General features: G+C 61.3%; 4 protein-coding genes. 3 read left to right on the top strand and 1 reads right to left on the bottom strand.

The window, feature by feature from the left end:
* Positions 1-86 precede the first annotated feature (86 nt).
* Positions 87-1,103 carry a DUF4917 family protein gene (locus tag FEM54_RS26355; protein WP_099548612.1) on the bottom strand — a complete coding sequence of 339 codons (1,017 nt, stop codon included), beginning with the start codon at positions 1,101-1,103 and terminating at the stop codon, positions 87-89.
* A gap of 123 nt (positions 1,104-1,226) precedes the next feature.
* Between FEM54_RS26355 and yiaY the strand changes: the two genes are divergently transcribed.
* The 3 genes from yiaY to FEM54_RS26340 all read left to right on the top strand — a co-directional run.
* Positions 1,227-2,375: an L-threonine dehydrogenase gene (yiaY, locus tag FEM54_RS26350; RefSeq protein WP_017137278.1), complete on the top strand. Its 1,149-nt coding sequence runs from the start codon at positions 1,227-1,229 to the stop codon at positions 2,373-2,375.
* A gap of 92 nt (positions 2,376-2,467) precedes the next feature.
* Complete coding sequence (locus FEM54_RS26345) at positions 2,468-3,142, top strand: NAD(P)H-binding protein (RefSeq protein ID WP_138453635.1); 675 nt, start codon at positions 2,468-2,470, stop codon at positions 3,140-3,142.
* Positions 3,142-4,050, top strand: a 909-nt coding sequence (locus FEM54_RS26340; RefSeq protein WP_099548614.1) for a LysR family transcriptional regulator, incomplete at its 3' end; no start/stop codon positions are given. The genes FEM54_RS26345 and FEM54_RS26340, both read left to right, overlap by 1 nt.

Below are 4,050 nucleotides of genomic sequence, written 5' to 3'. Positions count from 1 at the left end.
CGGTGTGTCAGTTAAGGCAATACTGACTGGCCCACCGCAATCGCAGGCAAGCCAGCTCCCACAGTTGATCTTCGTTGTTCAGTGGATCAGCGTTCGACCGGCACAGACAACGCGGCATTACCCAACGGATGCGTACGCGCCGCAAAGAACTTCAGCTCCACGCCACTGCCGTCAAACAACTGCGAATACCGGCGCTTCTGCTGGCGGATAAACCCGTCACTGCGCCCCGACACCGAAATTGCCAGTGTCGTCAGTCTGGCCTGGCGAATCGCGTCCACCAAGTGGCTGTCCTGAGCCCCCAAGTCATGGCCGAAGATGCACAACGCGCCTTCATGACTCAGCAACTGCTCGTAGCAGAACGACAAGTAATCCGAACTGCGAATGGTCTTGAGCTTCTCCTCCACCTTGCCCTCGCTGACAAACAACGGCACATCGTCCAACGTCTTGATCGTGTTGTTTATTGCAAAGCTGCTGAGCAAGGTGCTCTCGGTGGTCGGCAATTTGCGCGCGGTGCCGTCGAGGTTGCGCACCAGGTGCAGGCCGCCGTGCAGGTAGAGGATGCGCGTGGCGTCGGTGCGGGTGTTGCGCAGGTCGAAGCTGGCGTCGGCGCTGCGGAACAGGTCATCAATGCCCGGCGTGTGCAAAATCGCCCAGTAGTTGAGCAAATCGTAATTGCTGGTGAACACCGTCGCGTAGCGCTTCAGTTCAGTGTTGATCGTCGCCAGTGTCGACGGCTGCACCAGGCGCCACGGAATATGCACGGCGTGGATGGTGTTGATCAGCGCTTCCTTGATTGCGTAGTAGCGGTTGCGCGGCGCCGCCGAGCTGACCGCCAGTGCCTTGTTGACCCGGCTGGTGGTCTTCAAGGCGCCCAGCGCTTGCTCGAAACTGCGGGTTTGCAGGGCGTCGAACACGCTGAGTTCGGATGGGCTCAGGGGCTTTTCTTCGACGGTGCGGGCGTTTTCGAACAGCGAGTCGTAGGCAAAGTCTTCCCAAATCGCGCGGCTGGCGCCATTGCCGATCAGAATCCCATTGAAGTCGATGGCGCTGCGCAGGGCGCTCCAGTCTTCAAGGTGGGCGTCAATATCCTGGAAATCCTTCATTGCGGCGGGTCTACTCGAAATCGGCTGGGTGGTGACTTTATCACGAGCGGGCGTTGATCCTGATCAAGATGCGCCACGCGTTAGCGGTTGATTCTGTCGGCATACCGCCTCCGAGGATTGACCATGAGCAGCACCTTTTTTATTCCCGCCGTCAACATCATGGGCACCGACTGCCTCGACGAAGCCATGACGGCCATCCGCAACTACGGTTTTCGCAAGGCGCTGATCGTCACCGACGCCGGGCTGGCCAAGGCCGGCGTGGCCAGCATGATCGCCGAAAAGCTGGCGATGCAGGACATTGACTCGGTGATCTACGACGGTGCCAAGCCCAACCCCAATGTGGAGAACGTCGAGAAAGGCCTGGCGATGCTGGAGGCCACCGCCTGTGATTTTGTGGTGTCCCTGGGCGGCGGTTCGCCCCATGACTGCGCCAAGGGCATCGCGTTGTGCGCCACCAACGGCGGGCACATCGGCGACTATGAAGGTGTCGATCAGTCGAGCAAGCCGCAGTTACCGCTGGTGGCGATCAACACCACCGCCGGCACGGCCAGCGAGATGACCCGTTTCTGCATCATCACCGATGAAACCCGCCATGTGAAAATGGCCATCGTCGACCGCAATGTCACGCCGCTGCTGTCGGTCAACGACCCGACGCTGATGGTCGGCATGCCCAAGGGGTTGACGGCGGCCACTGGCATGGATGCGCTGACCCATGCGATCGAAGCCTATGTGTCCACGGCCGCCACGCCAATCACCGATGCCTGTGCGATCAAGGCCATGGAGCTGATCAGCGCCAACCTGCGTCTGGCGGTGCGTGATGGCAGCGACAAAGCCGCGCGGGAAAACATGGCGTATGCGCAGTTCCTCGCCGGGATGGCCTTCAACAATGCCTCGCTGGGGTTTGTGCATGCCATGGCCCACCAGCTCGGCGGCCTCTACGACCTGCCCCACGGCGTGTGCAACGCGGTGTTGCTGCCCCATGTGCAAAGCTTCAACGCCAGCGTGTGCGCCAAACGCTTGAGCGACGTGGCGCGCGCCTTGGGCGCCGATATCAAGGGTATTACTCCGGAAGAGGGCGCCCAGGCGGCCATCGTCGCTATTCGCGCCTTGGCCCATGACGTTGAGATCCCGGCCGGTTTGCGCGAATTGGGCGCCAAGTTGCAGGACATTCCGCTGCTGGCCACCAATGCGTTGAAGGATGCCTGCGGTCTGACCAACCCGCGCCGGGCGGATCAGCGACAAATTGAGGAGATATTTCGCAGCGCGTTCTAAAGGCGGCAGCTGCACGCCGCAAGCGTTAAGCTACAAGTTGAACGGTATTTAACTTGAGCATGAAGCTTGCGGCTTGCCGCTGAGGTCACCTGATGAGAGTTCTATTATTCGGCGCCACCGGCATGGTCGGCCAAGGCGTGCTGCGCGAGTGCCTGCTGGCCGCTGACGTGCAGGAAGTGGTCGCCGTGGGCCGCACGCCGCTGACCCAGGAACACGGCAAGCTGCACCAGGTGTTGCACAGCGACATGCTGGACTTCCAGCCCCTGGAAAACCTGCTGCAAGGCTTTGATGCATGCTTCTTCTGTCTCGGCGTGTCGTCGGCGGGTATGAATGAAGCCAAGTACACCCACCTCACCTATGACCTCACCCTGGTCGCCGCCAGTACCTTGGCGCGGCTCAATCCGCAGATGACCTTTATCTATGTGTCCGGCGCCGGCACCAACAGCTCCGAGGCGGGCAAGTCGATGTGGGCGCGGGTCAAGGGCAAGACCGAAAACGCCTTGCTGCGCTTGCCGTTCAAGGCGGTGTACCTGTTTCGGCCCGGAGTGATTCAGCCGTTGCATGGCGTGCGCTCGAAGACGCCGCTGTATCAATCGTTCTATACCGTGCTCGGGCCGCTGTTGTCGTTTTTTCGTCGGGTCAAACCGAGCTGGGTGGTGAGCACCGAGACCGTCGGCCTGGCGATGTTGGCGGCGGCGCGTCATGGCGCGCCGCAAGCCGTGGTGGAGCAGGCCGAGATCAATCGCCTGGCCAGCGAGCCGCGCTGATGCTGCACAAAAGCCTGGTGCGTCGCCTTGACCTGATCACTCTGCAACTGTTCGTTGCAGTGTTTGAAGAAGGCACGCTGACCCGCGCTGCGGCCCGTGAAGCCATCGCCGTGTCGGCAGCCAGCAAGCGCCTGATGGAGCTGGAGCAGGTATTGGGCGTGAGCCTGTTCGTGCGCCGTGCCAAGGGCATGGACCTGACTGCGGCGGGCGAAACATTGCTGCACCATGCGCGGCAGATGCTGTTCAACGTCGAGAAAATGGGCCTTGAACTGGGCGAACACAGCCACGGTGTGCGCGGTTATGTGCGCATGCTGGCGAATCTGTCGGCGATCATTCAGTTCCTTCCGGAAGACCTGCGCGACTTTTCCCAACGGCACCCCGAGGTCAAGACTGATCTGGAAGAGCGCCCCAGCAACGGCGTGGTCCAGGGCGTGCTGGACGGGGTGGCAGACCTGGGCATCTGCTCCAGCGACACTGACACCAAAGGCTTGCCCAGTGTGCTGTATCGCCATGACAAGCTGGTGGTGTTGATGCCGGCGGAGCATCCCTTGGCCGCACGCCAAACCCTGGCTTTCGAGGAAACCCTGGGCAGCGATTACGTCGGCCTGCACGCCGCCAGTTCGATCAACATGCGTACCCATGCCGCTGCGCGTGAGGCCGGCAAGATGCTGCGCCTGCGTATCCATGTGCCGGGGTTTGATGCGATGTGCCGGATGGTCCAGGCGAATATGGGCATCGGTATTTTGCCGCAAAAAGCCTATGAGCTGTTTGGTCGCGCGCTGGGGTTGCATGCGGTGCCGCTGACCGACACGTGGTCGGATCGCAGCTTGATTGTGGTGGTGCGTGATGAAGCGCAGTTGTCGCCGGTGAGCCGGTTGTTGTTTGACTACCTGCGCACGCCACTGAAG

The organism is Pseudomonas edaphica (assembly GCF_005863185.1).
Classification (GTDB): domain Bacteria; phylum Pseudomonadota; class Gammaproteobacteria; order Pseudomonadales; family Pseudomonadaceae; genus Aquipseudomonas; species Aquipseudomonas edaphica.
Note: the sequence above shows the minus strand (reverse complement) of the source record. Positions and strands in the feature narration are given on the sequence as shown.